Consider the following 23939-nt stretch of genomic DNA (forward strand, 5'->3'; position numbering starts at 1 on the left):
GGGTGGGGCTTCCGGTCACATCGCCCGGCTGAGCGCCGAACACGCGCGGTCTCGAACTCAGCCGGGCCAGGCCGAGAGGGTGCGGTCGCTCTCGAATCGGCGGCGCTCGCCGGTGAGCGGGTCGGTGAACTCGAGGACCTTCGCGAGCAGCTGCAGCGGGTTGCGGAAGTCGTCGAGCGCGGTCTCGTAGGTCACGGGGTAGAACGAGTCGCCCACGATGGGCACGCCGAGTGAGGCCAGGTGCACCCGCAGCTGGTGCGTGCGGCCCGTTGCAGGCACCAGCCGGTAGCGGCCCAGGCCGTCGCGGGCCTCGACGAGTTCGACGTAGGTCTCCGCGTTCGGCTCGCCCGGCACCTCCTCGGCGGTGACGACCTCACGGCGCTTGACGATCCGGCTGCGCACCGTGCGCGGCAGCGCGAGCTGCGGGTCGTGCGGGGCGATCGCCTCGTACTCCTTGTGGACGGTGCGGTCGCGGAAAAGGTTCTGGTACGGGCCGCGCAGTTCGCGCCGCACGGTGAACATCAGCAGCCCGGCGGTCACCCGGTCGAGCCGGTGTACGGGGCTCAGTTCGGGCAGGCCGAGCTCGTCGCGCAAGCGCACCAGCGCGGTCTGCATGACGTGTTTGCCGCGGGGGATCGTCGCGAGGAAGTGCGGCTTGTCGGCCACGACGAGGTCGTCGTCGCGGTGGACGATGCCGATGTCGAACGGCACCGGAACCTCGTCGGGCAGGTCGCGGTGGAACCACACGAAATCGCCGGGGACGTACGGGGTGTCCTCGGTGACCGGGCCGGCGGTCGTGACGAACCTGCCCGCGGCGAGCATGTCGTCGATGTAGGCGGGCTCCAGTCGGTGCAGGCGCTGCACCAGGTGGTCGCGCACGGTCGCCCACGTCCCGTCGACGGGCAGCCGCAGCCGCGCGGCGTCGAGTCCGTTGCGTTGCGGCAGCGGTGAGACGGGACGTTTCATGTCTCCAGGGTACCGGCGGCGTAGGGTGCCGATCGTGGAACGGATCAGCGATGCCGGGCCGCCCAGTGGTTGGCGGCGGGCACTGGCGCGGGCACCGATCGTGCTGTACCGGCGGGGATTCGGCGGGCTGTTGGGCCGACGGCTCATGTACCTGGTCCACACCGGCAGGCGGAGCGGGCGTCGGCGTGAGGTGGTGCTCGAGGTCGTGACCCGCGACGCCGGTTCGATCACGGCGTGCTCGGGATTCGGGACGAAAGCCGCCTGGTATCGCAACGTCATCGAGAACCCGTCAGTAAAAATCCAAAATGGACGGTTGTGCACCTCGGCTACGGCGGTTCCGCTGGACGTCCACACGGGCGTCGAGCTGATGTCCGAGTACGCGGGCAAGTATCCGAAGCTCGCTACCCGGCTGGCGCGCGTCATGGGCTATCGCGTCGACGGCGGCGACGACGACTTCCGCGCGCTCGGCCGCGAGGTCAGGTTCGTCCGCTTCGACCACACCGCCTGACGGGGCCGTCGCAGGCGGCTCGTCGAGCACCACCCGCGGTGGTCTCGGGTGAGCCTGCTCGTAGCGGCGGCCGCCACGCGTCGCCGGTCTGAAGGGCCACGTGGAACGCCCGGCACGTCCGCCGAGAGGCGGCGTGCCGGGCGTTCTCCTCGTCCGGGGTCCGCAGGCGAGGGGGAGGTGCGCGGTCCCCGGGGGCTGTCGGCCCTCGTTCCCTCGTCTGAGAGCACGATACGACCGCGAACCCCGCCGGGCCATCGGCTGTGCGGACGATGTCGTACCCGCGAGTGCCCGAGCCCGCCGTCCGCCCTCGTCGCCGCGGTTCCCGCCGTGGTTCCTGCCGCGACCCGGTGCGGGCGGAGGGATTAGCGCCGCCCGGCGACGGGTAGTCGGCGCAGGACGCGGACGAGACGACCGAGGGGGTTCGCCATGCTGAGTCGTCGTGAACGTGAGGAACTCGAGCGCATCGGCGGCAAGCTGCAAGACGACGATCCCGAGCTGGCGCGCGCGTTCGGCCGTGGCGGGCCGCCGCGCCGTTGGGCGGGTGGCCGGGTGCTGCGCCGCGGCCTCGACATGTTCGCGGGCGTGCTGATCGTGCTCGGCCTGGTGACGCTGAACTTCGGCCTGGTGCTGCTGGCGGCGATCGTGCTGGTCGTTGCGGCTTTCGCGCACGTGCAGGGCTGGGGCGGCGCGACGAACCCGGCGGACCAGGATGACGACGAGGCCTAGCCTCGCCCTGGTACCCGGCCGCGCCGGGCGTAGCCGGTGAATCCGGCTACGCCTGCCAGGTCTCGCCGGTGATGCGCTCGTAGGCCTCGACGTAACGGGCGCGGGTCGCGGCGACGACGTCGGCGGGAACCTCCGGCCCCGGCGGGGTCTTGTCCCAACCCGTCGAGGTCGCCCAGTCGCGCACGAACTGCTTGTCGAACGCGTGCTGCGGCTGCCCGGGCCGCCACTCGTCGGCGGGCCAGAATCGGGACGAATCCGACGTCAGGACCTCGTCGCCGAGCGTCAGCACACCGTCGGCGTCCCAGCCGAACTCGACCTTGGTGTCGGCGACGATGATGCCCTGTTCGGCCGCGTGCTCGGCACCCGCGCGGTACAGCCCCAGGGTCAGTTCGCGCAGCCGCTCCGCCGTGTCGCCGCCTTCCTGCGCGACGACGTCGTCGAACGTGATCGCCTCGTCGTGGCCCGCGTCGGCCTTCGTCGTCGGCGTGAAGATCGGCTCCGGCAGCTTGCTGCCCTCGACTAGCCCGTCCGGCAGCGACACCCCCGACACGGTGCCCCGCTCGCGGTACTCCTTCAGGCCCGACCCGGACAGGTATCCGCGGGCGATGCACTCGACCTTGACCATCGTCAGCGGCTTGCAGCGCAGCGCGCGGCCCGCGAACTCGTCCGGGACGGCCGTGGCCGACAGCACATGGTTCGGTACCAGATCCGCGAACCGCTCGAACCACCAGCGCGACAGCTGGGTCAGCAGCGCACCCTTGTCGGGGATCGGGGTCGGCAGCGTCACGTCGTAGACCGAGATCCGGTCGGAGGCGACCAGCAGGATGTCGCCGTCGTCGTCGTACAGATCCCTGACTTTGCCCGCGTGGATGTGCTTCACGCGCCTCATCGTACGGCCGGGTTGTTGCGGCGCCCCGTGGGTAGCCCCGTGACGGCCGACAGGAGTCGAAGACGGGAGACGTGATGGCGGAAACGGTCGGTGACCAGGTGTTGCGGCGGCTGCGGGAGTGGGACGTCGAGCAGGTGTTCGGCTACCCCGGTGACGGGATCAACGGCATCGTGGCCGCGTTCGGCGAGGCAGGCAACCGGCCGCGGTTCGTGCAGTCGCGCCACGAGGAGATGTCCGCCTTCGCGGCCGTCGGCTACGCCAAGTTCAGTGGCAACGTGGGCGTGTGCCTGGCCACGTCCGGGCCCGGTGCCATCCACCTGCTCAACGGGCTCTACGACGCCAAGCTCGACCACGTGCCGGTCGTCGCGATCGTCGGGCAGACGGCGCGGACCGCGATGGGTGGCAGCTACCAGCAGGAGGTGGATCTGCAGGCGCTGCTGGCGGACGTCGCGTCGGCCTACCTGGTGGAGGTCAACACCGCGGAACAGCTGCCGAACGCGCTCGACCGCGCCTTGCGCACCGCATGGGGCCAGCGCACCGTCACGGCTGTCATCATGCCGAACGACCTGCAGGAACAGACCTACAGCCCGCCGCAGCACGAGTTCAAACACGTGCCGTCGGCACCGCCGAGCACCCCGCGATCCGTCGTCCTGCCCCCGGAGGACGAGATCGCCCGCGCCGCCGAGGTCCTCAACTCCGGTGAGCGGGTGGCGATCCTCGTCGGCCAGGGCGCGCGCAACGCCGCGCACGAGGTGAGCCAGGTGGCCGAACTGACGGGCGCAGGCGTGGCGAAAGCGCTGCTCGGTAAGGACGTGCTCTCCGACGAACTGCCGTACGTCACCGGATCGATCGGACTGCTCGGGACGCGGCCGACCTACGAGCTGATGCGTGACTGCGACACGCTGCTGATCGTCGGTTCGAACATGCCCTACAGCCAGTTCCTGCCCGAGTTCGGCCAGGCAAGGGCCGTGCAGATCGACGTGGACGCCGGTGTGCTCGGGATGCGCTACCCGACCGAGGTGAACCTCGCAGGCGAGGCGAAGGCCACCCTGCGGGCGCTGCTGCCGCAGCTGCAGCGCAAGAACGCGGCGTCGTGGCGTTCCGGTATCGAATCGAGCGTGTCCGAGTGGTGGGATACCATGCGGCAGCAGGCCATGCTGAGCGCCGAACCGGTGAACCCGCAGCGCGTGGTGCACGAGCTGTCGGTGCGCCTGCCCGAGGACGCGATCATCACGGCCGACTCGGGATCGTCGACCAACTGGTTCGCGCGCAACCTGCGCATCCGCGGGCGGATGCGGGCGTCGCTGTCCGGCACGCTCGCCACGATGGGTGCGGGCGTGCCGTACGCGATCGGGGCGAAGTTCGCCCACCCGGACCGGCCCGTCGTCGCACTCGTCGGCGACGGCGCCATGCAGATGAACGGCCTCGCGGAACTGCTGACCATCGCGCGGTACCGCGAGCTGTGGGACGACCAGCGGCTCGTCGTCTGCGTGTTCCACAACGACGATCTGAACCAGGTCACGTGGGAACTGCGGGCGATGGGCGGAGCCCCGAAGTTCGAGGAGTCGCAGACCCTGCCGGACATGTCGTACGCGGCGTTCGCGGCCGCGCTCGGGTTCGACACCGTCTCCGTGGACGATCCGGAGCAGCTCGGCCCGGCGTGGGAGCGGGTGCTCGGCGGCCGAGGCCCTGCGCTGCTCGACGTGCGGTGCGATCCCGAAGTGCCGCCGATCCCACCGCACGCCACGCTCGAACAGATGACCTCGACCGCCGAGGCACTCGCCAAGGGCGATCCCAACACGTGGCACGTCCTGATGCAGGGTGCGAAGACGAAACTGCAGGAGTTCCTCCCCGGCCGCTGACCGCATGTCCTGCACTCAGGCACGCGTGTCCTGCACTCGGCACCGCGTGTTCTGCGCCCAGGCACGCGTGTTCTGCGCCCAGGCGTCGCCCGGCCACCACCCCTCAGGGACGCCCTACCGCGCGACTGCATTTTCGCGCGTGTTCTGCACCCCGGGCGACCGACGCGATCGTGCGGCGTCGGTCGCCGGCGGTGCTCACAGGTCGGTGCCGGCCTCGACCATCTGCATGGACCCGGTGATGTACCTGCCCGTGTCGGACACCAGGTGCAGCACCTGGTCGGTGACGTCCTCCGGTTGCAGTGCGACGACGGGCAGCGCGTTGAGGTCCTGGGCCGCCGCCTCGAAGTCGGCACGCGTCGGATTCTCGACGTCGGGTGCGAACAACCGATATAGCGACTCGTGCAGGATCATGTCCGTCGCGACGGCCGTGGGATGCACGGTGTTGACGCGGATGTTGTGCGGCGCCAGTTCCTTCGCCATGACCTTCATCAACATGATCAGCCCGGCTTTGGACGAGGCGTAGTGTGCCGTGTTCGCGTTGGCCTGGACGCCGGCGACCGAACTCGTGATGACGACGGCCCCGCCGCGGCCGGCGTCGATGATGTGCGGCACCGACGCCTTGAGCGTCTTCCACACACCCGTCAGGTTGATGTCGATCGTGTCCTGCCATGCCTCGTCGGTCATCTCGAGGGACGGCCCGTGACCGAAGATCCCGGCATTGGCCAGGACGATGTCGAGCCGGCCGAACCGGTCGACTCCGGCGTCGACCGCGGCGGCGAGTGCCTGCGAATCACGGACGTCGGCTTCCCGCGCGACGATCCGCCGCCCGGTTTGTTCGACGAGCCGCACCGTCTCGTCGAGATCGTCCGCCGTGGCGAGGGAGTAGGGGATGCTGTCGACCTTTTTCGTCGTGTCGATCGCGATGATGTCGGCGCCTTCCTCGGCGAGGGCCACCGCGTGGCTTCGGCCCTGACCGCGTGCTGCACCGGTGATGAACGCGACCTTGTCGTCGAACCTGCCCATGGTCATCTCCGTGTCGTCGTTGACTCCGGTGGCGCCCTGGACGGGACGTTATGGCACGGGGTGCCGAAGGTCCAGGGCTGGGCGTCGACAACAGCCATACGGTGCAGTCGGTCGGTGCGCTGCGGAGATGCGGCCGTACGGAGTAACGGGACGGTCCGGCGTCAGTCTCGTCACCGGATTCCGTGCCCCGGCGCCGGGCACGCACACGGCACCCGGAGTCCGCAACACAGCCCCGGCAGTCCGCAACCTCGGGTCAGCGGATCGTGAACTCCCTCGTCACGCCGGTGATCGGCGAGATACGGCCGAGGGCGTTCTTGGCATCCCCGCGGTAGCGGATCCGGTAGGTGCCTGCCGCATCCGCCGGCGGCTCCCACGTGATCGTGACCTGGGACGCCGACAGGCCACGGCGTTTCCAGTGCAGCCTGGTCGACCAGTCGCCGTCGTCGGCGACCGTCCGCCACGCGTGGCCGTCCCAGCGCTGCACCTCGAGGTACGTTCCCCCGCGGTGCAGGTCGTTGCTCGGGTGGGCACCGGCGAACGCCGCCGACACCTGCTCGCCCGAGGAGTAGACCTCGGCGGGCTGGCTCAGTACGTCGCCGAATCGTTTCCCGACCGGCGGCGTGTCGAGCACGACGCCGGGCTGAAGCCGGAACTGTTTGCCCGACAGATCCTCGGGTTTGTCGCCGGAGGGCACCTCGCGGCCGTCGCGCATCGCCGTCGCGAGGCCGTGCGCTGTCTGCTGCATCGCGGGCAGCTGCCACCTGCCGAACAGGGTGCTGCCGCCCTCGTAGTGCTGGACGTCGTACTCCTCCGGCGTGGTCAGGTAGTGGAAGTAGGAGTTGGCGTAGCCCGCGACGAGCACGTTCCGCAGATCCGCACCCACGGCCTCGGCGACCGTCCGCCGCAGCCGCAGGCCCGCCGTGATGGTGACCTCACCCGGCACACCGATGAGGTACAGCTCGCCGACGCGTACCAGCTGCACCGGCACGATCTCCTGCACCCACGGGTAGACCTTGTTCATCGCACCGACCGGGGCGAACACGCCCTTCGGTGCCTGGCATTCCTTCAGCTCCGGCGACGCGCGGTAGAGCACGGAGTGGGAAACCCTGTCCCACAGCGGATTCTCCCCCTCGTCGAATCCGGGGAAGGCCGGACCGTCCTCCACGCTGCCCGCCGCCATGGCCGCGCCGACCGCCGGTGAGCAGGTGCGATGTGTCCGGCCGTCACCGGTGAACTCGGGTCGAACCTCCACATCGGACAGGTTGATGTGGACGAGCCGCGAATCGACCCCGCCCGCGAGGTTCGCGCCCTTCGCGGTCAGCTGCCGCTTCGCGGCACGGTACTGCTTCTCGCCGTTGGCGGTCGTGCGGCCGAAGTCCTCGGGCGTGGTCGGCGGGGTCAGGTCGAGATTGGGCGTCAGATCACCCGCGTTGGTCTGGGCGAACGCCGAGACGAACTCCGGTGCCGGCTCGCCGCGGTAGTCGACGTCGGTGTCCTGCCGTTCCCAGCGGTAGGCGGCGTAGCCCTTGTTGTCGGAACTGACGAGACGGTTGTCGCCCGACATGCTCGTCGCGTGGACCGGGAACCAGTTGATCGCCCCGACGGGCCTGCCGTCGCGTTCGATCCGCAGCAACGAGGTCTGCGGATCGACGGCGTCGGGGAAATGGGCCTTGTCGCCGTCGGGGTTGCGGTCGAACGCCGTACGGGACCGGTTGGCGCTCGCGTCGGTGAGCTCGTCGTGGGTGAGCGTCAGTGACGCGGGTGCGAGGTCGGCATGGGCACGCTCGGCCGATTCGACGATCCCGGACGTGACCGCCTCGAACGTCTTCCGGTGGAATCCCAGGGTGGTGAGGTTGTACAGCAGGTGGTGCGAATGGCCGCCGGGGGCGGCGTGCGAGTGCGTGGCGGTCAGCATGACGTTGCGCTCGGTGTAGGTGTCGCCGTAGCGCTCCGCCAGCCTGCGCAGCACTTCCTGGCGCACGCTGTTGAAGATCATCGGCGCGTCGACCACGATCAGCAGTACGCGCTCGTTCGTCTCCCGGTCGGCGATGACGAACGCACGCGAGCGCTGCCGGTTGTGCAGGCCGGCCGCCTGCTGGTCGATGCGGCCGTAGCCCATCAGGCCGACTTCGGCGATCTCGCCCGTCGCGTCGGCGACGCCGCGTCCCACGAGATACGGCTCGGCTGCGTGCACGGCATCCTCTCCCTCGGGCGACCTCGCACCGGCGGGCGCGGTGAGTAGCGACGCGCCGAGGAGCAGCGTCGTGACCAGGACCAACGCGCGTTTCGGCATTCGTTCCACCCACCCACCGACAAAACATGAATGAGTTTCGAATTTTCGGGGTTGGGGTGCCGCGGCGCAAGGGTGCAGTCGACGAGAACCGGCCACGACCGGGTGAGAATCGGCCGGCATCACCCGAGTGGCGGCACCCGAACGGCGTCCGGGACCGCATTCGTGGCAGTCCGGTGCGCTGCAGGTTCGGAACAGTTGAGCCTCGAGGTTCGTGGCACTCGAGGCTCGAGAGACGCTGAGCCTCGAGACGCTGAGCCTCGAGAGACGTCGAGGATCGAGAGACACTGAGGATCGCGGAACAACGAGACTCAAGAAGTGTCGAGCCTCGAGGAACGCCGAGCCTCGAGGAGTGTCGGAGGTTCGAGGCTCGGCGTCCGAGATCCGGTGGCCGGTTCGGTTACGCTACGCCGTGGCCGAACCGGTCACGTCTCAGTGCCGATGGAGATGGTCCAGCAGTAGTGCGGTCAGCTGTTCCGGGGCCTCCTCGGGTACCCAGTGTGTGACGTCCTCGAGCATCTGGAACTCGTACGGCCCGCTGACCCACTGTTCGGTCGCCAGAGCCGCCGTCGAGCCGAACGCGACATCCTCGGTACTCCAGACGTAGAGCGTCGGCACCGCGATCGCCTCGATCGCAGCTTTCGGACTGCCCGCCCGGTACCAGTTCAGCGCCGCCGTCAGGGCACCCGGTTCGGACAACCGCGCGAGGTAGTCGTCCACCCGGCCGCGCGGAACCTTCCACTCGAACATGCGGCGCAGCGGCTCGCCGCCGTCGGCGAGCATGCGTTTCTCGGTGTCCGAGTTCCGCCAGTCACGCATGTACTGCGAGCGCATCGCCTGGTCCTCGTCGGTGCGGAGCGCATCGCCCAGCGCGCGGGGATGCGGCGTGGACACCGCGGTGAGCGAGCGCAACCGGTCGGGGTGGCGGTCGGCGGTCCACCACGCGACGGCGCCGCCCCAGTCGTGGCCCACCAGGTCGAACCGTGACCAGCCGAGCGCGCCGGCCATCGCGACGACGTCATCGACCAGGTGGTCCATCTCGTAGTCGGCGACGTCGGCCGGTCGCACGCCGGGCGAGTAACCGCGCTGGTCGGGCGCCACGGCGCGATATCCCTCGTCGCCGAGACGCGCGACCTGGTGTTCCCATTCCACGGCGGCTTCGGGGAATCCGTGCAGCAGCAACACCGGACGGCCGTCGTGCGGGCCCGCGGCGATCGCGTCGAAGTCGCCTGCGGACGTGGGGATGCTGAGGTGCTCGATCACGCTCGCACGGTAGCGGACACCACCGACATCGCGATCACTCCATCGCGGCGGGCTCGCGCACGGTCCGCCGACCGGACCGGACGCACGGTTCACACGCCCCAGTCGGGGCGGAGCGGCATCGACGCGTCGCCGTGCTCGCCGACCGCCACGCCCAGCACCTGTTGCAGCTCCAGCCGGTGCCGTTCGAACGACAGGCGCGAGGCGGCCATGTACAGCGCCCACACCCGGGCGCGCTGCACACCGGACTCGGCGACCGCCTCGTCCCAGTGGGCGTCGAGGTTGCGGCACCACGCGGCGAGGGTGCGGCCGTAGTGCTCCCGCAGATTCTCGGCGTGGCGCACCTCGAACCCGTTGTCCTGCATCTCCGACACGATCGTGCCGACGCCCTCGAGTTCGCCGTCGGGGAAGACGTAGCGGTCGATGAACGGCCCCGTGCGATGGGAGTCGTAGGTGTGGGGCCGCACGATGCAGTGGTTGAGCAATCTTCCGCCGGGGCGCAGTTTCGACCGCAGGAACCGGAAGTACGACGGCAGTGCCCGCGCGCCGATGTGCTCGGTCAGCCCGATCGACGACACCGCGTCGAAGCCGCTCTCGGCGACGTCGCGATAGTCCAGGTGCCGCACCTCGGCACGGCCGGCCAGGCCCCGTGCGGCGAGGTCCCGCTGTGCCCACTCGGCCTGCTGCCGCGACAGCGTCACTCCGAGTGCGGTCACGCCGTAGTGCTCGACGGCGTGGGCGACCATGCCGCCCCAGCCGCAGCCGACGTCGAGCAACCGCATTCCCGGCCGCAGCCCGAGTTTGCGGCACACGAGGTCGAACTTGTGGAACTGCGCCTCCTCCAGCGTCGAGGCCGGATCGGGGTAACAGGCGCAGGTGTAGGCCATCGACGGGCCGAGCACCAGTTCGTAGAACCGATTGGACACGTCGTAGTGCCGCGCGATCGCCTCGCTGTCGCGCGCCTTCGAATGCCGCAGCCCGTGCAGCACGCGCCGCGGCCGTGACGGTGCCTCCTCGACCGGGATCGGCACCGGCCGCAGCAGCTCGCGTGCGTACCCGGTCAGTGCTCGTGCGAGCCACGCCTTGTCGGCCATACTCGGCGACACGTCGTCGATCGCCTGCAGCACCGCGTACACATCGCCGGTCATGTCGAGCCTGCCCGTGACGTACGCGCGCGCCAGCCCCAGCTCGTTCGGAGCGGTCAGCACGTAGCTCAGCGCCCCGGGAGTGCGGATGTGGATGCGGGGCGCCGCATCCGGATCGCCGACCACGGTGCCGTCGTAGGCGGTCACCGTCACCGGCGGGTCGTCGCCGAGCAGCCGCGTCAACAGCGCGCTCAGCGGCGGTCTGCCACCGGCGCCGGACGCGCCGCCGTGGTGCCGCGGACGCGCGGACGTGGGCGTCGCTGAGAGGGGACGTGTCGCCGCCATGGTGTCATCACCTCGCTTGCACGCACTTCGCGTAGAGGTCGAGCAGTCGTCCACCGGGGTCGTACCGCTGCTTGACGGCCCGATACGCCGGTCCGTTGTAGAGCTGCCAGAACGTGTCGGGGTCGTAGAAACTCTCCGAGTACAGCGACTTGCGCCCGCCGAGTGCCGTGACGACCTCTTCGATACGCCGGTTGTGGGTGCTCTGCGATTCGCCGGGCGCGAGCGGGACCGTGCCCCAGAACCCGAAGTTGACGTACAGCTCGTCCGGGTCCAGTTCGTACAGCGGCCAGCGCCGGGAGTCCCGCTGGCGAAGCGGGCAGATCCAGATCGGACTGATCGGGATCTCCCGGTGCAGGAAGGAGAGGAACTTCCCGGCCCTGCCTATCGGCACCTCGACGTCCTGCATCACCGATTCGCGTTCCGGCCTGCCGAGCAGACGCGAGGCGCGAGCGAGCCAGCCGTGCCTGCGCTCGGCGTCGACCACCTTCCAGTACACATCGGACCGAAGCAGCCGAGGGCCGGCGAGCAGTCGCACGAGCCGGTTCTGTGCGCCGAGCGCGCGGGAGCACCAGAACCAGTCGGTGTCCCAGCGCCACAGGTAGTCACGCACCGGCAGGTGGTCAACGGGGCGTTCGCGGATCGAGCGGTAGTAGATATCGAGCCACGTGTAGTCGCTGACCCGGTCCGGTTCGCCCTCCAGTGACCCGAGCGTCAGATACAGCTCGCCGGGCGCGAAGACGGTGCCGTCGACGAAGTCCGCCTCGTGCTCACGGCAGGCGCGGGCGAGGCGGTCGAAGAACCGGCCGGAATCGGAGAAGCGGACGTGGTCGAGCCGGACGTAGGGGCGCACCGGTGCCAGCTCGATACGCAGCCGGAGCGCGTAGCCGAGCGTGCCGTAGGAGTTCGGGAACGCGAAGAACAGATCGCTGTGCTCGCCGTCGGGAGTGGCGGTGACGATGTCGCCGTCCCCGGTCAGGATGTCCATCTCCAGCACCGACTCGTGGGGCATTCCGGCGCGGAACGACGACGATTCGATTCCCAGGCCCGTGACCGCGCCCCCGAGTGTGATCGTCTTCAGCTGCGGCACCACGAGAGGCATCAGGCCGTGCGGCAGCGCGGCGTCGACGAGCTGCTCGTAGGTGACCATGCCTTCGACGTCGGCAGTCCGTGCCACCGGGTCGACCGACAGCACATGGTCGAACGACGATACGTCGAGCCCCGCGTCCGCCGGAGTGCGCGGGCGGAAGAGGTTCGACGTACGTTTGGCCAGCCGCACCGGTGCGTCCGGGGGCAGCGCCGCCAGGTCTTCGCGCAGAGCTGTCACACGCCGGGAGTACCCGCTGTGAGCGGACTGCTCGGCGTTTCCGGACCCGGTCGGATCGGCGGCACCGCTGGAGCGCATACCCCGATCATGGCCCCGAACGTCGTGGCCTGCCAGTTCGAGTCATGCACTCGGAGGAACGAGGGAGGCCGCCGCGACACACGAAACTCGGGTCACGGGCCGCGCGTCGGTGGGCGTGGCGGTCGATCCGCTGGGAACCGCAACACGGGTCTCGGGCCCGGAACACGCGCGGTGCTGGGTGCAGGACACGGCGGCGCGAGTGCAGGACACGCGGTGCTGGGTGCAGAACACGCGGTGCCGGGTGCAGGACACGCGGTGCTGGGTGCAGGACACGCGCGACGGTGGGGGTGGCGCGTGCTCGGGCGCGGCCGGTCAGGCGGGCTTACGGGCCACGCCGCCGATCACCCGCGACTCCGACGGCACGCGCGCGAACAGGGTGTCCTCGTCGGGGCGCCACGCGGGCGCGTAGACCAGGCCCGGGTCGACGAGTTCGAAGTCGCCGAAGAACCGGGCGAACTCGTCCGACGTGCGCAACTGCCCGGGATTCGTCGTGTTCTCGTAGTAGTCGACGAGGTCGTCGAGGGCCTTGCGCTCGGATTCGCTCGCCGGGTTCTCGTTGGTCATCTGCGACAGCACGAGCAGCGAGCCGGGAGGGAGCTGGTTGCGGTAGAACTCGAGCAGTCGGTCGGGGTTCGCCTCGTCCTTGAGGAAGTGCAGCACGGCGTTGACCAGCATCACGACGGGTTCGTCGCGGTCGATCAGACCGGTGGCCATGACGCGCGACCACAGTTCGTCGGGCTTCATCACGTCGGCGGCGATCGCGACGTGCCGGTCGGTGTCGGCGGTGTCGGCCAGCAGCATCTCCGAGTGGGTCAGCGCGATCGGCTCGTTGTCGGTGTACACGACGCGGGTGTCGCACTGCGGCCGCGCCTCGTCGGCGACCTCGTGGACGTTGCCCACGGTCGGCAGACCCGAACCCAGGTCGACGAACTGGCGCATGCCCGCCTCGGCGGCGCACCAGCGGACCGTGCGGCCGAGGAACTGCCTGCTGGTGCGGCAGTACTCGCCGAGCTGCGGGATGCGCTCCCGTGCCTTCTCGGCGAAGGCGCGGTCGATGGCGTAGTTCGTCTCGCCGCCGATGAAGTAGTCGTAGATCCGGGCCGCGGACGGCTTGTCCAGGCTCTCGTTGATCGCGCGCAACGCGTCGTCGGGTTCTGCGCTCACTGTGCCTCCACGCTCACTGTCTCCACGTTCACTGCGTTGCCTCCACGCTCACCGTGCTCCACCGCCGTGTCACCAGGTCGCGCCGGGTGTCCGGGACGGACGGCACTTCCCTCGCGAGGGTGATCGTCGCATCCGCCGCAACTACTCGTGTCACCCGACAGGGCCACACCGCGCTGCACCGCGTCGGTCCGCTCTGCTAGTGTGCTGCGGAAGCGATGCCCGGCAGCGCGCGTCACGGGGACGCGCGCAGTGGTGCCGGGGTGATGCCCCGGGGTGATGCCTTGGTGGCGCCCCGGGCAGCAGGGCAACTGGGCTGCAGAGCTGCTGGGCTGCAGAGCATGGGCAGAAGGAATTTGGGGGCCGGATGATCCGCCGTGACCGGGAATTGCTCGTCCACCTCTCCGCGGTGAACACGCGGCTCGGCGAGGCGGTCGTCGAGCTGTGTACCCACCAGGACGGTGGCGAACTGCCCGCCGAGGGGCTGCGTGCACTCGGCGACAACCTGCAGCACGTGGCCACACGCCTGCTCACCCGCGCCGCGGAACTCGAAGGGGCCGCTGCGACAGCGGCACTGGATCAGGACCCGTGACCCGACCAGGTGCGCACGGCCGAGGCCAGGTGGTCGGCCCACGCCTCGAGGAGTCGCAGCCCGTCGGCGGCCGAGGCGCCCGCAGGGTCGCCGAGCACACCGTTCGCGCTCACCGCGCCGACGCCGCCCTCCCGCAGCGCGTCCAGCAGTTCCGGCAGCGGTGCGGTGGCACCGGCCGCCGCGACGTGGAGGCGCACGTCGTCCGGCCGCAGGTGCAGCATCGCCGACGTCTCGGTGCGGCCAGCGTGGCTGTCGTCGGCCGGTCCCGACGGTGCCCACGCGAGGACGTGCCGTCCCTCCTCACGCAACAGCCGCACCGCCGCCCGCAGCGCCTCGGTGTTGCCGCCGTGGCCGTTGACGAACACGACGCCGCGGAACCCGTCGGCCGAGCGGCCCAGCTCGACGAGCAGGTGCTCGAGTGCCGGCGTGCCGATCGACAGCGTGCCGGGAAACCCCGCGTGCTCGCCGCTCGCGCCGTAGGGCACCGCCGGCGCGACGACGACGTCCGGTACCCGTGTGGCGAGCCTGCGGGCCAGGTCCGCGGCGATGGTCGTGTCGGTGTCCAGCGGTAGGTGCGGCCCGTGCTGTTCGGTCGCGCCGAGGGGTACGGCCAGTACCGACTCGCCGACCTCGGGCCAGGCCGACCGGCCCAGTTCGGCGCCGGCGTCGTGGTCCGGGTCATGTCGGGAGCCGGAGCCGGAGCCGGAGCCGGAGCCGGAGCCGGAGCCGGAGCCGGAGCCGGAGCCGGAGTCCGTCACCGGCCTCGGCCCTGGGCGAACGGCCGCTCGGTGAACTGCGGCAACAGGGGAGTGGCCGTGCGGTGCCGCACGCATCCGGTCCACACTCCGGCGCCGTAGGCCACGTCGTCGGCGATGCGCAGGGCCAGCCGTCCCGGCGAGCCGGTCTGCGCGGCGAACGGCAGGTACGCCGCCGCGAGCAGTCGACGACCGCGCCGGGTCGGCAGCAGCAGCGGCCACCACACGCGCCGGGACGCGGCGGCCAGCAGCCTGCCTGCACCCAGCTGGCCACGGGCGGCGAGCCGGACCACTTCCGAGTTCGGTACGTCGCGGGTGGACGTCGACAGTCTCCGTGCCAGCAGCGCGGTCGCGCCCGCGGCCACGGCCGTAGCGGACAGCGGACGTCCCACGGCCACCAGCGCCCAGGCCGCCGTCGTGACCGCGGACACCCGAGCCGGGGCGAGCCGTTCGGGATGCCGCTGCGACAGTGGGGCCGCCGACGTGCCGTAGTCGAACCGTTGCCGCAGCCACGAGCGCACCGTCGGACGCGGTTCGTGCCGCACCACCGAGGCGGGCTCGTACCGCACCGCGCCGATGTCGAGGAGCCGCCACACGAGGTCGACGTCCTCGCCGTAGCGCAACTGTTCGTCGAAGCCGCCCGCGGCGGTCAGGGCTCCGCGGCGGACCACGAGCGCCGCCGTCGGCACGTAGCTGACCTTGCTCATCGGGCGGACCGGGGCGGGCCGCGCGCCGAGGTCCAAACTGGACTGTTCGAGTTCGTATCGTGCGAGCAGGCTGTCACCGGGCGAGCTGCGCACGCGGGGCGCGACCGCCACCACCGACGGGTCACCGAAATGGGGAAGCAGCGCGTCGAGCCACCCGGGGTCGGGCACGGTGTCGGCGTCGAGGAAAGCCACGAACTCGGTGGCCGCCCTGCCGCTGCCCGAGTTGCGGGCCGCCGCCGGGCCGCGCGGGGTCTCGTGACGCACGTCGGCGTCCGGTACGGGTTCGGTCGAGCCGTCGTCGACGACGACGTGCCCGCCGCACTCGGCCGTCGCCTCCCGCAGCCGCCGGACGCGCGTCGCGTCGTCCTTCACCGGGACGACCACGGTGACATCGGACGGTGACGGCCCCGCCGGCGGCCTCGGGTGCAGAATGCCGGCGTCGACGAGCTTGCGCGCCAGTCGCAGCTGGCCGGGCGATTCGGTGAGTGGTTCACCGGCGGTCCACCCGTCCAGCATCCGCGTACCCGCCGAACCGAGCCGGACCAGGCGCAGCGGTGAGCCGCCGATCACGACGGCGCCGGTGCGGCGGGCGGCGACGTCCAGGGTGAACCGCGTGCCCGGCTTCACGGCCGGAACCCGCCGTCGGCGTGCACGACGGTTCCCGTGATCGCCGAGGACTCCGGCGAACACAGGAACGCCACGACTGCGGCGACCTCGTCAGGGTCGAGGAGTCGCTGGTGGAGCTGGTGGTTCGCGAACTCGTCCATACTCTCGAGATCGTAGAGGCGAGCCGTCGCGTCGAGGAGGTCGGTGCGGGTCGAACCGGGCGAGACGGCCGTTGCGCACACGCCCGTGCCGCGCAGGTCCGCGGCCAGGCCTTTGATCAGCCCGACGACGGCGTGCTTGGCCGCGTTGTAACCGGCCAGGTGCCACAGGCCGTGGTGCGCCGCCGACGACGCGAGCGCGACGAACCGTCCGTTCGGTGACCGCAGCAGTGCGGGCACGGCCGCCCTCGCCAGGTTCGCCACGCCGGTCACGCCCGTGTCGAACAGCGCCGACCATTCGGTGTCGGTCGTCTCCCACAGCGGCGTGCCGCCCGCCATCACGGCGGCGCACCCCACCGCGGCGTCGAGGCCGCCGAACTCGGCCTCCGCCGTGGCGACTGCCGAGCGCAGTGCGTCGGCGTCGCGCACGTCCGCGACCACGTCGGTGACGGCACCCGGGAATTCGCCGGCCACAGTGGACAGCTGTTCCCGGGTGCCGAGCGGGTAGGTGACCTCGGGCAGTGCATCGGGGTCGTCATCGGGCGCCGTGGCCACGTCGACCGCGACGACCCGCCAGCCCGCCGAGGCGAGCCGGTGGACCACCGCGGCGCCGATCCCGCGCGCCGCCCCTGTCACCAGCGCAACCGCCACGCCGGGTCACATACCCCGGGTGAAGCCGTCCGGCACGACCACGTCGCTGGGCTCCAGATCGTGCACCGACTTCTTGCCGAGTCCGTACAGCGTGCTGTCGATGCCCTGGCGGAGGATCTCCAGCACGTTGTGCACGCCGCGTTCGCCGCCCGCGGCCAGGCCCCACAGGTAGGCACGGCCGATCAGCACGGCGTTCGCACCCAGAGCGAGGGCCTTGACGACGTCGCTGCCGCGCCGAATGCCGCCGTCCAGCAGCACCTCGATCTGTCCGCCGACGGCGCCGGCGACGCCGGGAAGGGTACGGATCGCGGCGGGTGTCGAGTCGAGGTTGTTGCCGCCGTGGTTGGACACCGAGATCGCGCTCGCCCCGATGTCCACGGCGCGTTTCGCATCCTCGGGCCGGTAGACGCCCTTGATGACGAACGGGCCGTCCCACTGGCTGCGCAGCCAGGCCAGATCGTCCCAGGACGGGGGAGGAGTGCCCATCCACTCGCCGTAGGCTCCGAAGAACGGCGGACCCTTCTGGCCCTGCGGCACGATGTTCGGGGTGGTCAGATCCGGCAGCGAGCCCGAGCGCAGGTACGTGGCGAGCCAGCCCGGCCGCGTGAGCACCTGCGGAGCGAACTTCACGGCCGTCTTCAGGTCGACCTTCTCGGGAATGGGCGGCGAGCCCCAGTCGCGGGCGGTCGCGAACACCCAGTCCAACGTGACGATCAGCGCCTTCGCGCCCGCCCGCTTGGCACGCTCCATACGCGCGAGCATGTCGTCGCGGCTGCCCTGCCAGTACACCTGGAAGTGCGTGTTGTCGTTGACCGCGGCGACCTCTTCGATCGGCTTGGAGGCGAACGAGCTCAGCCCGATCGCCGTACCCGACTGGGCCGCGCCCTTGGCGACCGCCACCTCACCGTCCGGGTGCACCGCCTGCACGCCCGTGGGCGAGACGATCACCGGGAGCGAGATGTCGGTCCCGAGTACCCTCGTCGCCTGCTCCCGCTCGGGCGGAAGGTCGGCGATCCGCGGTCGCAGGCCGAGTTCGGCGAACGACGCCGTGTTGTCGGCCAGGGTTCCGCCTGCCTCCGACCCTGCGTGCAGGGCCAGGAACACCGGTTTCGGCAGCCGCTTGCGGGCGCGCTCGCGCGCCTCGGCGACCGTTTCGAACCAGTCCTTCGTGCTCGCCATCAGCGCACCTCCTTCGGGGCCGGCATGCCGGCGAGTGGACTGGTGTCACAGGCACGGTCCGGCAGGCGTTCCGGTTCGGGCGGGCCCCAGCCGATCGCGACCGGCACACCCGCCTGCTTCTTCTTGCCGGGGCGGGAGTGATCCTTGTCCGGCGTCGGTTTCGGCGCGCCCGCTCCCACGAGTTCGAGGGCACGCTCGCCGTTGCCCTTGACGCACTCGGGGTCGGGGCCGTCCAGGGGAAGTCCGGTGAAGAACTTCGCCGCCATGCAGCCGCCCTGGCACGTGTCGAACGCCGAACACGAACTGCACGCCCCGCCGGTCTGCGGTTCGCGCAGGCGTGCGAACAGGTCGGACTCGCGCCACACGGACGTGAATCCACCCTCGTCACGCACGTTGCCCGCGAGGAACTCGTCGTGGATGGCGAACGGGCAGGCGTAGACGTCGCCGATCGGATCGATCAGGCACACCACGCGCCCGGCACCGCACAGGTTGAGCCCGGGCAGCGGCGTCGAGCCCAGCGCGTTGAGGTGGAAGAACGAGTCACCGGTGAGCACGTCCTCGCCGTGGGCGACGAGCCAGTCGTACAGTTCGAGCTGCTGCTCGGGCAGCGGGTGCAGCTCGTCCCACGTGTCCGCGCCGCGCCCGGACGGCCGCAGCCGGGTGATCCGCAGCTGGGCGTCGAACTCGTCGGCGATGCGCTTGAACTCGTCGAGCTGGCCGATGTTGTGGCGGGTCATGACCACGCTGATCTTGAACCCGGTGAAACCGGCGTCGCGCAGGTTGCGCATCGCGGTCATGGTCGTGTCGAACGAGCCGTCACCGCGGACCGGGTCGTTGACCTCGGGAGTGGCGCCGTCGAGTGACAGCTGCACGTCCACGTAGTCGGATTCGGCCAGCCACCGCGCGCGTTCCGGCGTGATCCGTACCCCGTTGGTGGAGAACTTCACGCCGACCTGGTGGTCGACGGCGTACTCGACGATCTCCCAGAAATCCGAACGGATCGTCGGCTCGCCGCCGCCGATGTTGATGTAGAACACCTGCAGCCGCTGCAGGTCGTCGATGACGGCCTTGCATTCCTCTGTGGACAGTTCCCGAGGATCGCGGCGGCCGGAGGAGGACAGGCAGTGCACGCACGAGAGATTGCAGGCGTAGGTCAGTTCCCACGTCAGGCAGATCGGTGCGTCGAGCCCGTGCTGGAAATGCTCGACGAGTTTCATCTAGTCACCTCTGACTTCGATCGTGCCCGCGGAGGCGAGCCCCGCGAGGGCGTCGAGGTACTGGTCGTGTTGGCCGTCGGGTACCTCGGCCGACCGCAGTGCCGCGTGTGCGTCCGGCGTCTTTTCCAGCGCGTGCACGACGTCGACGAGCAGCCGGGTCTTCAGGAAGGAGAGCTTCCGCGTGGTGAAGTCGTAGACGAGCGCCCCGAACGGTTCCGGCCGCAGAGCGACACTCGGGGAGAGTCGATACGGCCGGTCCGGGGCGAATGCCTCAGTAGACACCGCACATTCCGTCGATGGAGACCTCCTCGACGAGCAGGTCTTCCTCGATGTCCGCCTCGGCGGTGGTGACCGTGTGGTTCTCGGACATGGCACGCTACCTTTCACGTCGTTGTGTGTGACAGCACACCCGACATTAATGACACCGGGTGTCAAATGGAAGGGGGTCAGGTGAGTACCGCGGCAAATTCGCCCGGACGGCCAGGTCGGCGCCCTTCGACCAGTCAGGTCGAACTCGAGAAGGTCGCGTTCCGGCTGTTCGACCGGAACGGCTTCGACGCCACCACCGTCGACGACATCGCGAAGGCCGCGGGCATCGGCAGGCGCACGTTCTTCCGGTACTTCGACTCGAAGAACGACGTCGTGTGGGGCGCGTTCACCGACCAGCTCGAATACATGCGCGAACGGTTCGCGGCCCGTCCGCCGGCCGAACCCGTCATGGAATCACTGCGCGCGGTGGTCGTCGACTTCAACCGGGTGGAGGCCGGCGAGACGGACCGGCACCGCAGGCGGCTCCAGCTGATCCTGCGCGTGCCCGCACTCCAGGCGCACTCCACGCTGCGGTACGCCGACTGGCGCGCGGTGGTCGCCGAATTCGCCGCTCACCGGACCGGAGTGCACCCGGGCGACCTGCGACCGCAGGCGATCGCCCACGCCGCACTCGGCACTGCGCTCGCCGCCTACGAGCACTGGCTCGGCGACCCCGGCAGTGACCTGGCCACCGTGCTCGACACCGCGTTCGCCGAGCTGGCACGCGGTTTCGGAGAGGAGTCCCGATGCAGTTGACCGAGACGTTCGACTGGCGTGGCCGTGCCGTCCGCTGGGCCTCGCGCGGTAGCGGCCCGCCCGTCGTGTTCTGCCACGGCACGCCGTGGTCGTCTCGGTTGTGGGAACCCTTCGCCGATGCCCTGTCGGCCGAGTTCACCGTCTACCTGTGGGACATGCCGGGCTACGGGGCGTCGTCGAAACTCCCCGAACACGCCGTGTCGCTCGACGTCCAGGGCGAGCTGCTCGCCGAGCTGCTCGAGCACTGGAACCTCGACCGGCCCCACCTGGTCGCCCATGACTACGGCGGCGCCGTGTCCCTGCGGGCACACCTGTTGCACGGCTGCGCCTACGCCTCCCTGGCGCTCGTCGACGTCGTCGCGCTGGCCCCCTGGGGATCGGAGTTCTTCCGGCAGGTGCGCGAGACCCCGGACGCGTTCACGACACTCACCCCGGACATCCACGAAAGCCTCGTACGCACCTACATCAGCGGGGCGAGCCACCGCGGACTGCGCGAAGCCGATCTCGCCGCGCTCGTCGCACCGTGGCTCGGCGAGGTCGGGCAGCGGGCGTTCTACCGGCAGATGGCCGAAGCCGACCAGGCCTACACCGACGCGGTGCAGCCCCGGTACGGCGAACTCGACCTGCCCGTGCTCGTCGTCTGGGGCCGCGAGGACACGTGGATCCCGGTCGACCGTGCCCACCGGCTCGCCGCGACCATCCCGGGCGCCGAACTGGAGCTCATCGACGACGCGGGCCACCTGATCCAACTCGACCAGCCCGCGCGGCTGGCCACTCGGCTGCACCGGTGGCTCACCGCGCAGGCGTCCAACAGGGGAACGTGACGGTCGCGGGCGCCGCCGGGGCCGGCCGAGGCCGGATCCGCGACATATCGGTCGAACGGTCACGATTCTCCCCGTTCACCCAGTAGCAGCGGCAAGATCGTCTCGATGTCGGCAGCCGGTCCTGTTGTACGAACAGGCTGACCGCATGGCCGTACAACGCACTCCCCGGACCCGTCCCCGTAGCCCCCGACTCCGCGTGCTGCTGGCCGCGCTCACCGGTGCGGTCCTGCTGGCCCAGCCCGGCCTCGCCGCGGCGGGCAACCCCGCGCCGGAAGCCGCCCGGCCCGGCGGCCCTGCGCACGCCGAGCCGAAGCCTGGCGACCCGGGCACGACCACCTTCGACGTCTTCAGCGACATCCAGGGTCACATCGACGACTGGGACGCGGTGCTCACCGACGCCGAGCGGGCCGCACCCGGATCCGCCGCCACGGTGATCAACGGCGACATCGTCGACCGCGGCTACGCCGACGAGTACGCCGAGGTTCGAGAGGTCATGGACGCGCACGATCGCAACCAGCCGTTGCTGACCTCGTTCGGCAACCACGAGGCGTACGCGCCCGCCTGGTGCGACCAGCAGACGCTGTGCCAACCGAGCTGGCCCAACGGCTTCGTTCCCGAGGACCTTTACGGCACCTACTTCGACTTCGCCGGAACCGACAAGGTCTACGGCGAACGCGTCGTGAACGGTGTCCCGCTGATCGGCATCGGCCCGGACGAGCTGATGTGGTGGGAGGACCCGAACCTCGACGATCACGTCCACATCGGTTCGGAGCAGCTGGAGTGGTTCCGGGACCGGGTGGAAACCCACGGCCGCACCGGCAAGCCGTTCTTCGTCTTCACGCACTATCCGCTGTCGGACACCGTGACCCAGTCGGACGGTGACGCGGGCCGCTACCACCTGATGGAAGAAGAGATCCGCGAGATCCTCGGCGACTATCCGCAGGCCGTGCTCTTCTCCTCCCACACCCACGCCGACATCGGCCGGGACTGGTGGGCCTCGCGGGTCCGCGTCCCCGGTGGTCACCCGGACGGCTTCACGGCTGTGGACACCGGTGCGGTGCTGAACCGGCAGTACATCCAGGTCACGACAGGCCCTGCCGGTGCCGTCGTCCGCGCGCGTGATGCGCGGGGCGGCAGCGTGATCAATCAGTTGACCGTGCCGAAGGCCGACCGGGGAGTCGGGCGCACGACGCTCACGCTGGACACGCCGGTCGAGGCCGCGGCCCCGGGACGGTCAGTGGACGTCACGGCGACGGTGGCCCGGCTCGGCAACGGCGCCATCGGCGGCGCGACCATCGAACTCGACCTGCCGGACGGTTGGGCGACCGACGCGGACACGACGCGCTCCGTCGGTCCCGTCAAGCCGGGACAGCGGGAGCGGCTGACCTGGACGCTGCGGGCGCCGAACGCCTTCGCGGACGAGGCGATCGGTGTCGTCGCACGTGACCGGGCCGGCCGGGAGATCGCCAGGGCCTCCCGGAACGTGGCGGTCGCCGCGGCCCCGAGTGGCGAGACACGCCTCTCCGATCTGCCGCTGCTCGCCGAGACCAACACCCACGGCCCCGTCGAACGTGACCGCACCAACGGCGGCCCGGCACCGGCCGACCGCGGAGCGATCACGATCGACGGCACGACCTACGAGCACGGAATCGGCATGCTCGCCCCTGCCTCGGCGACGTTCTACTCGGGCGGCCGGTGTTCGCGGCTGACCGCGCTGGCCGGGCTGGACGACAACATCCCGCAGGGATCGCAGCGGAGGCCGTACCCGGACGGCGACGCCGGGGACGTCGTGTTCGTCGTCCAGGCCGACGGCACGGAGATCTACCGCAGCGGCGTGGTCCGGCAGGGAGACCCGGCGGTGGCGGTCGATGCGGCGATCGACGGTGCCGACACCGTGCGGCTGATCGCCGAGGACGCCGACGGCACCTCGACCGGGGACTACGCCGACTGGGGTGACGCGACTCTGACCTGCGCAGGCTGAGTCGCGACCGGCCGAGCTACGCCGGCCCGAGCCGGAACGCGCGGCCCACCACGAGGGATCGGTGATCCGGCCCGGTTGTCCCTGCTGTGACAGCAGCGACGGAAACCGGGCCGGACCGCCCGGTACCGGCGGTTCACCGCGTAGGTCGTCACTCGGGGGGTGTGAGCTCGACGATCTCCGCCGACACCTGACCACCGGGCGTGCGATAGGTGATCGTGTCGCCCTTCGCATGACCGGCGATGGCGCGGCCGAGCGGGCTGTCGGCGGTCAGGCTGGACAGCTCGTCGTCCGCCTCAGCCGTGAACCCGACCACGAACAGATCCTCGGTGTCCCCGTCCTCGAACTTCAGCGTCACCCGCGTGCCCGACGGCAACAGCCCCTCGTTCTGCTCGGCGGTCGGGCCGCCGTGCAGCAGATCCGTGATCTCGGCGATCCGCCGGTCGAGCTTCGACACCGACTCGGCGCGCTCCAGCAGGTCCGCCTGATCGGCACTGTCGCCCAGCGGATCCTCGCCCAGCCGTGGAGCCAGGGACTCGCGCTGCTGCCGTAGCGCATCCAGTTCCTGCTGGAGGCGCTCACGGGTCTTGGCGCTCAAGCCTCCGGTCGACGTCATCCGGTCCTCCCTCACGTGATCCGACGACGTTCGCGCCGCGATCTACGACATTGTCGACGTTGTGTGCTCACCTC

Annotated in this window: 23 protein-coding genes; 7 read left to right on the plus strand and 16 right to left on the minus strand. The window is 70.4% G+C overall.

What is annotated here, in order from left to right; translation table 11 throughout:
- Positions 1-57: 57 nt before the first annotated feature.
- The gene (locus tag LY40_RS15920) at positions 58-966 is read right to left on the minus strand and encodes an RluA family pseudouridine synthase (RefSeq protein ID WP_183778758.1); all 909 of its coding nucleotides are present in this window, start codon (positions 964-966) and stop codon (positions 58-60) included.
- 34 nt (positions 967-1000) lie between these two features.
- Here LY40_RS15920 and LY40_RS15925 point away from each other — a divergent pair, with 34 nt between their 5' ends.
- Together LY40_RS15925 and LY40_RS15930 are read left to right on the plus strand one after the other, a co-directional pair.
- Positions 1001-1474, plus strand: coding sequence for a nitroreductase family deazaflavin-dependent oxidoreductase (locus LY40_RS15925; protein WP_258937328.1), 474 nt, complete (start codon positions 1001-1003; stop codon positions 1472-1474).
- A gap of 426 nt (positions 1475-1900) precedes the next feature.
- Entirely contained in the window at positions 1901-2200 is a 300-nt protein-coding gene (locus tag LY40_RS15930) for a DUF3040 domain-containing protein (protein ID WP_183778752.1), read from the plus strand.
- Between the two features lie 46 nt (positions 2201-2246).
- Here LY40_RS15930 and LY40_RS15935 read toward each other — a convergent pair whose 3' ends face one another.
- Positions 2247-3089 (minus strand): phosphoribosylaminoimidazolesuccinocarboxamide synthase, encoded by an 843-nt coding sequence (locus LY40_RS15935; protein ID WP_183778750.1) that lies wholly within the window; start codon positions 3087-3089, stop codon positions 2247-2249.
- Between the two features lie 74 nt (positions 3090-3163).
- Here LY40_RS15935 and LY40_RS15940 point away from each other — a divergent pair, with 74 nt between their 5' ends.
- Entirely contained in the window at positions 3164-4951 is a 1788-nt protein-coding gene (locus LY40_RS15940; protein WP_258937329.1) for a thiamine pyrophosphate-requiring protein, read from the plus strand.
- A 195-nt stretch (positions 4952-5146) separates the two neighbouring features.
- On the opposite strand, the gene LY40_RS15945 is transcribed toward LY40_RS15940, so the two are convergent.
- The 6 genes from LY40_RS15945 to LY40_RS15970 all read right to left on the minus strand — a co-directional run bounded on the left by LY40_RS15945 (position 5147) and on the right by LY40_RS15970 (position 13520).
- Positions 5147-5974 (minus strand): mycofactocin-coupled SDR family oxidoreductase, encoded by an 828-nt coding sequence (locus LY40_RS15945; protein WP_258937330.1) that lies wholly within the window; start codon positions 5972-5974, stop codon positions 5147-5149.
- Positions 5975-6227: 253 nt separating this feature from the next.
- The gene (locus LY40_RS15950; protein WP_258937331.1) at positions 6228-8267 is read right to left on the minus strand and encodes a neutral/alkaline ceramidase; all 2040 of its coding nucleotides are present in this window, start codon (positions 8265-8267) and stop codon (positions 6228-6230) included.
- A 429-nt stretch (positions 8268-8696) separates the two neighbouring features.
- Entirely contained in the window at positions 8697-9527 is an 831-nt protein-coding gene (locus LY40_RS15955) for an alpha/beta fold hydrolase (protein WP_183778742.1), read from the minus strand.
- Between the two features lie 89 nt (positions 9528-9616).
- Positions 9617-10954 carry an SAM-dependent methyltransferase gene (locus tag LY40_RS15960; protein WP_258937332.1) on the minus strand — a complete coding sequence of 446 codons (1338 nt, stop codon included), beginning with the start codon at positions 10952-10954 and terminating at the stop codon, positions 9617-9619.
- Positions 10955-10961: 7 nt separating this feature from the next.
- Complete coding sequence (locus LY40_RS15965) at positions 10962-12356, minus strand: FAD-binding oxidoreductase (protein ID WP_258937333.1); 1395 nt, start codon at positions 12354-12356, stop codon at positions 10962-10964.
- Between the two features lie 312 nt (positions 12357-12668).
- Positions 12669-13520 (minus strand): SAM-dependent methyltransferase, encoded by an 852-nt coding sequence (locus LY40_RS15970; protein WP_258937334.1) that lies wholly within the window; start codon positions 13518-13520, stop codon positions 12669-12671.
- Between the two features lie 364 nt (positions 13521-13884).
- Here LY40_RS15970 and LY40_RS15975 point away from each other — a divergent pair, with 364 nt between their 5' ends.
- Positions 13885-14109, plus strand: a complete 225-nt coding sequence (locus LY40_RS15975) for a hypothetical protein (RefSeq protein WP_183778737.1) — start codon at positions 13885-13887, stop codon at positions 14107-14109.
- Here the strand turns inward: LY40_RS15975 and mftE are convergent.
- The 7 genes from mftE to mftA form a co-directional block, all read right to left on the minus strand.
- The gene (mftE, locus tag LY40_RS15980) at positions 14097-14762 is read right to left on the minus strand and encodes a mycofactocin biosynthesis peptidyl-dipeptidase MftE (RefSeq protein WP_258937482.1); all 666 of its coding nucleotides are present in this window, start codon (positions 14760-14762) and stop codon (positions 14097-14099) included. The two genes, LY40_RS15975 and mftE, sit on opposite strands and share 13 nt — an antisense overlap.
- 101 nt (positions 14763-14863) lie before the next feature.
- Positions 14864-16198: a mycofactocin biosynthesis glycosyltransferase MftF gene (gene mftF, locus LY40_RS15985; RefSeq protein ID WP_258937335.1), complete on the minus strand. Its 1335-nt coding sequence runs from the start codon at positions 16196-16198 to the stop codon at positions 14864-14866.
- The gene (locus LY40_RS15990) at positions 16195-16986 is read right to left on the minus strand and encodes a mycofactocin-coupled SDR family oxidoreductase (RefSeq protein ID WP_183778731.1); all 792 of its coding nucleotides are present in this window, start codon (positions 16984-16986) and stop codon (positions 16195-16197) included. Before LY40_RS15990 ends, mftF begins: the two co-directional genes overlap by 4 nt.
- A gap of 6 nt (positions 16987-16992) precedes the next feature.
- Complete coding sequence (gene mftD, locus LY40_RS15995) at positions 16993-18165, minus strand: pre-mycofactocin synthase MftD (protein ID WP_183778729.1); 1173 nt, start codon at positions 18163-18165, stop codon at positions 16993-16995.
- On the minus strand, positions 18165-19382 hold the full coding sequence (gene mftC / locus LY40_RS16000) for a mycofactocin radical SAM maturase (protein WP_183778727.1): 1218 nt from the start codon (positions 19380-19382) through the stop codon (positions 18165-18167). Before mftC ends, mftD begins: the two co-directional genes overlap by 1 nt.
- Positions 19383-19664 carry a mycofactocin biosynthesis chaperone MftB gene (gene mftB / locus LY40_RS16005; protein ID WP_183778725.1) on the minus strand — a complete coding sequence of 94 codons (282 nt, stop codon included), beginning with the start codon at positions 19662-19664 and terminating at the stop codon, positions 19383-19385.
- Positions 19654-19752, minus strand: a complete 99-nt coding sequence (gene mftA / locus LY40_RS16010; RefSeq protein ID WP_183655698.1) for a mycofactocin precursor MftA — start codon at positions 19750-19752, stop codon at positions 19654-19656. The genes mftB and mftA overlap by 11 nt, the downstream gene beginning before the upstream one ends.
- Positions 19753-19832: 80 nt before the next feature.
- On the opposite strand from mftA, the gene mftR reads away from it, so the two are divergent.
- From mftR to LY40_RS16025, 3 genes are all read left to right on the plus strand, one after another.
- Positions 19833-20447, plus strand: a complete 615-nt coding sequence (gene mftR / locus LY40_RS16015) for a mycofactocin system transcriptional regulator MftR (RefSeq protein ID WP_258937336.1) — start codon at positions 19833-19835, stop codon at positions 20445-20447.
- Positions 20438-21271: an alpha/beta fold hydrolase gene (locus LY40_RS16020; RefSeq protein WP_183778720.1), complete on the plus strand. Its 834-nt coding sequence runs from the start codon at positions 20438-20440 to the stop codon at positions 21269-21271. The genes mftR and LY40_RS16020 overlap by 10 nt, the downstream gene beginning before the upstream one ends.
- A 145-nt stretch (positions 21272-21416) precedes the next feature.
- A complete protein-coding gene (locus LY40_RS16025) occupies positions 21417-23252 on the plus strand; it encodes an NPCBM/NEW2 domain-containing protein (protein WP_258937337.1) in 1836 nt (611 codons plus the stop codon).
- A gap of 148 nt (positions 23253-23400) precedes the next feature.
- On the opposite strand, the gene LY40_RS16030 is transcribed toward LY40_RS16025, so the two are convergent.
- Entirely contained in the window at positions 23401-23865 is a 465-nt protein-coding gene (locus tag LY40_RS16030; protein ID WP_183778716.1) for a GreA/GreB family elongation factor, read from the minus strand.
- Positions 23866-23939 lie beyond the last annotated feature (74 nt).

It is taken from the genome of Prauserella salsuginis, assembly GCF_024648885.1.
GTDB lineage: Bacteria > Actinomycetota > Actinomycetes > Mycobacteriales > Pseudonocardiaceae > Prauserella > Prauserella salsuginis.

Excerpts from the sequence above, each read along its gene's own strand:
- LY40_RS15920 (WP_183778758.1), bottom strand. The coding sequence starts at position 966 with ATGAAACGTCCCGTCTCACCGCTGCCGCAACGCAACGGACTCGACGCC.
- LY40_RS15930 (WP_183778752.1), top strand. The coding sequence starts at position 1,901 with ATGCTGAGTCGTCGTGAACGTGAGGAACTCGAGCGCATCGGCGGCAAG.
- LY40_RS15935 (WP_183778750.1), bottom strand. The coding sequence starts at position 3,089 with ATGAGGCGCGTGAAGCACATCCACGCGGGCAAAGTCAGGGATCTGTAC.
- LY40_RS15940 (WP_258937329.1), top strand. The coding sequence starts at position 3,164 with ATGGCGGAAACGGTCGGTGACCAGGTGTTGCGGCGGCTGCGGGAGTGG.
- LY40_RS15945 (WP_258937330.1), bottom strand. The coding sequence starts at position 5,974 with ATGGGCAGGTTCGACGACAAGGTCGCGTTCATCACCGGTGCAGCACGC.
- LY40_RS15950 (WP_258937331.1), bottom strand. The coding sequence starts at position 8,267 with ATGCCGAAACGCGCGTTGGTCCTGGTCACGACGCTGCTCCTCGGCGCG.
- LY40_RS15960 (WP_258937332.1), bottom strand. The coding sequence starts at position 10,954 with ATGGCGGCGACACGTCCCCTCTCAGCGACGCCCACGTCCGCGCGTCCG.
- LY40_RS15965 (WP_258937333.1), bottom strand. The coding sequence starts at position 12,356 with ATGCGCTCCAGCGGTGCCGCCGATCCGACCGGGTCCGGAAACGCCGAG.
- LY40_RS15975 (WP_183778737.1), top strand. The coding sequence starts at position 13,885 with ATGATCCGCCGTGACCGGGAATTGCTCGTCCACCTCTCCGCGGTGAAC.
- mftD (WP_183778729.1), bottom strand. The coding sequence starts at position 18,165 with ATGGCGAGCACGAAGGACTGGTTCGAAACGGTCGCCGAGGCGCGCGAG.
- mftC (WP_183778727.1), bottom strand. The coding sequence starts at position 19,382 with ATGAAACTCGTCGAGCATTTCCAGCACGGGCTCGACGCACCGATCTGC.
- mftA (WP_183655698.1), bottom strand. The coding sequence starts at position 19,752 with ATGTCCGAGAACCACACGGTCACCACCGCCGAGGCGGACATCGAGGAA.
- LY40_RS16020 (WP_183778720.1), top strand. The coding sequence starts at position 20,438 with ATGCAGTTGACCGAGACGTTCGACTGGCGTGGCCGTGCCGTCCGCTGG.
- LY40_RS16025 (WP_258937337.1), top strand. The coding sequence starts at position 21,417 with ATGGCCGTACAACGCACTCCCCGGACCCGTCCCCGTAGCCCCCGACTC.
- LY40_RS16030 (WP_183778716.1), bottom strand. The coding sequence starts at position 23,865 with ATGACGTCGACCGGAGGCTTGAGCGCCAAGACCCGTGAGCGCCTCCAG.